Source organism: Pseudomonas sp. A-1, assembly GCF_004801855.1.
GTDB lineage: Bacteria > Pseudomonadota > Gammaproteobacteria > Pseudomonadales > Pseudomonadaceae > Geopseudomonas.
Window position 1 is genome coordinate 1 of record NZ_SSTC01000169.1, and the last position, 3,749, is coordinate 3,749.

At 70.2% G+C, this 3,749-nt stretch carries 4 protein-coding genes and 1 pseudogene; 3 read left to right on the forward strand and 2 right to left on the reverse strand.

Annotated elements, in window-relative coordinates:
• Window positions 1-136: 136 nt before the first annotated feature.
• A complete protein-coding gene (locus tag E5198_RS20650) occupies window positions 137-352 on the forward strand; it encodes a dodecin (RefSeq protein ID WP_136491784.1) in 216 nt (71 codons plus the stop codon).
• Window positions 353-358: 6 nt separating this feature from the next.
• Here the strand turns inward: E5198_RS20650 and E5198_RS20655 are convergent, their stop codons facing one another.
• On the reverse strand, window positions 359-781 hold the full coding sequence (locus tag E5198_RS20655; protein ID WP_136491785.1) for a hypothetical protein: 423 nt from the start codon (window positions 779-781) through the stop codon (window positions 359-361).
• A 152-nt stretch (window positions 782-933) separates the two neighbouring features.
• Between E5198_RS20655 and glsB the strand changes: the two genes are divergently transcribed.
• Both glsB and E5198_RS20665 read left to right on the forward strand, forming a co-directional pair.
• Complete coding sequence (gene glsB, locus E5198_RS20660; protein WP_136491786.1) at window positions 934-1,842, forward strand: glutaminase B; 909 nt, start codon at window positions 934-936, stop codon at window positions 1,840-1,842.
• A 236-nt stretch (window positions 1,843-2,078) separates the two neighbouring features.
• Window positions 2,079-3,248, forward strand: coding sequence for a p-hydroxyphenylacetate 3-hydroxylase oxygenase component (locus tag E5198_RS20665; protein WP_136491787.1), 1,170 nt, complete (start codon window positions 2,079-2,081; stop codon window positions 3,246-3,248).
• Window positions 3,249-3,312: 64 nt separating this feature from the next.
• On the opposite strand, the pseudogene E5198_RS20670 reads toward E5198_RS20665, so the two are convergent.
• Window positions 3,313-3,749 (reverse strand): annotated as a pseudogene (locus E5198_RS20670) (asparaginase); the annotation flags it as partial.

Genomic DNA, 3,749 nt, shown 5'->3' on the forward strand with positions numbered 1-3,749 from the left:
CGCCGCCGAGCTGGCCGCGCTGGGCGAGGGCGCGCGCCGCGAGCGGCTGGCGGCGCTGCAGGCGCGCGGCGGATTTGCCGGGTCGGCGCGGCTTGACTAGCGTTCAGGGGACCCCAGTCAGCGGAGAAGCGCCGTCATGTCGGATCACCACACCTACAAGAAGATCGAGCTGGTCGGCTCGTCGCGCACCAGCATCGAGGACGCCATCAACAACGCCCTGGCCGAGGCGGCCAAGACCGTGCACCACATGGACTGGTTCGAGGTGCTGGAGACCCGCGGGCACATCGAGAACGGCCTGGTCGGCCACTACCAGGTGACCATCAAGATCGGCTTCCGCATCGTCGGCAGCTGAGCCGCCTCACAGCGCGCCGCAGCGCAGCACCCGGGCGCGCGCCAGGGTCTGGCCGCGTTCGTCCTGCAGCTGGGCCACGGCGCGGTGGGCGATGGCGCGGCCGCTCAGGCGATAGCGCGCGCCGGCGGCGAATCCGCCGTAGCGCACCTCGAGGATGCAGGTGCGCCAGCTGCCGCCGTCATGGTTGTCCGGGCCGCTGCCGCCGGGCACCTCGAAGCCCAGACGCACCTGCAGGCGATGCTCGCCCGGTTCGACTTGGAAGTAGCGACGGTCCGCCCAGCTCCGCCTGTCGAGCTGGTCGGCGCCGAGCCGGATGGCCGGGTCGCCGCGGACCTCGATCCAGGCCTTGCCCGGATCGTGCGGCGGCAGCGCGGTGGCGCAGGCGGCGAGGAGGATTGCGGCGAGCAGGGGCAGGGCAGACGGGCGCATGGCGGGCTCCGGAGCGGGACACTCTGCAGTGCACCTTAGCGCAAGGCCGGCCGGCGTGGTCCGGCGGTGCGGAAAAGCCCGCGGCGGCTGTGATGCGCAGGGGCGGCCGGAGCGTCTAGTCGTTCTCCAATAACAACGATTCCGCCCCCTCCATGCAGCAGCTGCTCAACGAGATTCTCGACGAAGTCCGCCCCCTGATCGGTCAGGGCAAGGTGGCCGACTACATCCCCGCGCTGGCCAGCGTGCCGGCCAACCAGCTGGGCATCGCCGTGTACGGCGTGGACGGCCAGCTGTACAGCGCCGGCGACGCCGGCACGGCGTTCTCCATCCAGAGCATTTCCAAGGTGTTCGCCCTGGTCCAGGCGATCCAGCATTCCGGCGAGGCGATCTGGCAGCGCCTCGGCCACGAGCCGTCCGGCCAGCCGTTCAACTCGCTGGTGCAGCTGGAGCTGGAGCGCGGCAAGCCGCGCAACCCGTTCATCAACGCCGGCGCGCTGGTGATCAGCGACATCAACCAGTCGCGCTTCGCCGCCCCGGCGCTGTCGATGCGCGACTTCGTCCGCCGCCTGTCCGGCAATCCGCACGTCGTCTCCGACGCCAGGGTGGCCGAGTCCGAGTACCAGCACCGCGCGCGCAACGCGGCGATGGCCTACCTGATGCAGTCGTTCGGCAACTTCGCCAACGAGGTGGAGGCGGTGCTGCGCAGCTACTTCCACAACTGCGCGCTGGCGATGAACTGCGTCGACCTGGCGCGCGCCTTCGCCTTCCTCGCCAACCAGGGGCGCTGCCCGCACAGCGGCGAGGCGGTGCTGACGGTGCAGCAGACCCGCCAGGTCAACGCGGTGATGGCCACCAGCGGCCTGTACGACGAGGCCGGCAGCTTCGCCTACCGGGTCGGCCTGCCGGGCAAGAGCGGCGTCGGTGGCGGCCTGGTGGCGGTGGTGCCGGGGCGCTTCGCGGTGTGCGTGTGGTCGCCGGAGCTGAACGCCTCGGGCAACTCGCTGGCCGGCATGGCGGCGCTGGAGAAGCTCAGCGAGCGGATCGGCTGGTCGGTGTTCTGAGGGCGCGGTTGCCGGACGCCGCAGGCTGTCCGGTATTGCACTTTTTCGCGGTGGTTTTCCGGTTTTCAGCGTCTGCTTGCCATGGGAAGTACAGCGGTAAGACCGTTGCGTGCATTTATCGCCACTTTTCGTGCGGTCAATAATCCTCGTGCGTCAACGATCCCGGGCAGGGACCAGGCCCCGCTGCGGGGCGCACGGGACTTCCGAAAAGCCACCAAGAACAAGTCGAGGCTGCAATGCACAAGCACAATCCGCTTCTCGAAGACCTCAAGGCGATCCTCCCGCAGATCGCCGCCAATGCCGCCCAGGCCGAGATCGAGCGCAAGGTTCCGGGCGAGAACATCGTCCTGCTGAAGAGCATCGGTCTGCATCGTGCCTTCCAGCCCAAGGCCTACGGCGGCATGGAAATCTCCCTGCCCGAGTTCACCGAATGCATCGTCGCCCTGGCCGGCGCCTGCGGCGGCACCGCCTGGGCCTTCAGCCTGCTGTGCACCCACAGCCACCAGCTGGCGATGTTCTCCAAACAGCTGCAGGACGAGATCTGGAGCGACAATCCGGATGCCACGGCGAGCAGCAGCATCGCGCCGTTCAGCACCATCGAGGAGGTCGAGGGCGGCGTGCGCCTGAGTGGCGAGATGGGCTGGAGCAGCGGCTGCGACCACGCCGAATGGGCCATCGTCGGCATGCGCCGGATGAACGCCGCGGGCGAGCCGGTGTACAGCTTCGGCGTGCTGCCGCGCAGCGACTACGAGATCCGCGACGACTGGTTCGCCATCGGCATGCGCAGCAGCGGCTCGAAGACCCTGGTGATCAGGGACGCCTTCATCCCCGAGCACCGCATCCAGGCCGCGAAGGACATGATGGAGGGCAGCTCCGCCGGCTTCGGCCTGTATCCGGACAGCAAGATCTTCTACGCGCCGTACCGTCCGTACTTCGCCTGCGGCTTCGCCGCCATCAGCCTGGGCGTTGCCGAGCGCATGCTGGTCGCCTTCCGGGAGAAGCAGCAGAACCGCGTGCGCGCCTACACCGGCGCCAGCGTCGGCACCGCCACTCCGGCGCTGATGCGCCTGGCCGAGTCGACCCACCAGGTCGCCGCCGCGCGCGCGTTCCTCGAAAAGACCTGGCAGGAGCACGCCGAGTTCGCCGAGCGCCACCAGTACCCGACCCGCGCCGAGCTGGCCTGCTGGCGGACCAACCAGGCCTATGCGGTGAAGATGTGCATCGAGGCGGTCGACCGCCTGTTCGCCGCCGCCGGCGCGATGAGCTGGTTCGAGGGCAACGAGATCCAGCGGCTGTTCCGCGACTCGCACATGACCGGCGCGCACGCCTACACCGACTACGACGTCTGCGCGCAGATCCTCGGCCGAGAACTGATGGGCCTGGAGCCGGACCCGAGCATGGTCTGAGCCTCGATTCGCGCATGCGACACGCCTCCTTCGGGAGGCGTGTTCGTTTGCGGGCGGGGCGCCCTCAGTCGCGCAGTTCCCCGCACAGGTCGACGGCGAACCAGCGCTCCACCTCGGCCTGATCCAGGCCGGCGCCGAGCAGGGCGAACAGCTTGGCCAGCGCCGCCTCGCGGCTCATGCCGCCGCCGCCGACCAGGCCGGTGGCGGCCAGGCGGCTGCCGGCGGCGTAGACGCCGAACTCGACGTGGCCCTCGGCGCACTGGCTGATCGCCGCCAGCACCACGCCACGCGCGTGGGCCTCGCGCAGCGCGGTGAGCAGGGCCTCGTCGTCGGACGGGCCGGTGCCGCTGCCGTAGCACTCCAGCAGCAGCGCCTCGACGCCCATGGCGAGCAGGGCGCGCACCTGGGCGGCCTGCAGGCCGGGGAACAGCGGCAGCACGGCGACGTTCGCCGGGCGGCGCGGCTGGCGCCAGCGCAGGGCGGCCGGCAGCTCGAGCGCCG

Bases quoted from the DNA above. Each gene is read 5' to 3' on its own strand.
- E5198_RS20650 (WP_136491784.1), top strand. From the start codon at position 137: ATGTCGGATCACCACACCTACAAGAAGATCGAGCTGGTCGGCTCGTCG.
- E5198_RS20655 (WP_136491785.1), bottom strand. From the start codon at position 781: ATGCGCCCGTCTGCCCTGCCCCTGCTCGCCGCAATCCTCCTCGCCGCC.
- glsB (WP_136491786.1), top strand. From the start codon at position 934: ATGCAGCAGCTGCTCAACGAGATTCTCGACGAAGTCCGCCCCCTGATC.
- E5198_RS20665 (WP_136491787.1), top strand. From the start codon at position 2,079: ATGCACAAGCACAATCCGCTTCTCGAAGACCTCAAGGCGATCCTCCCG.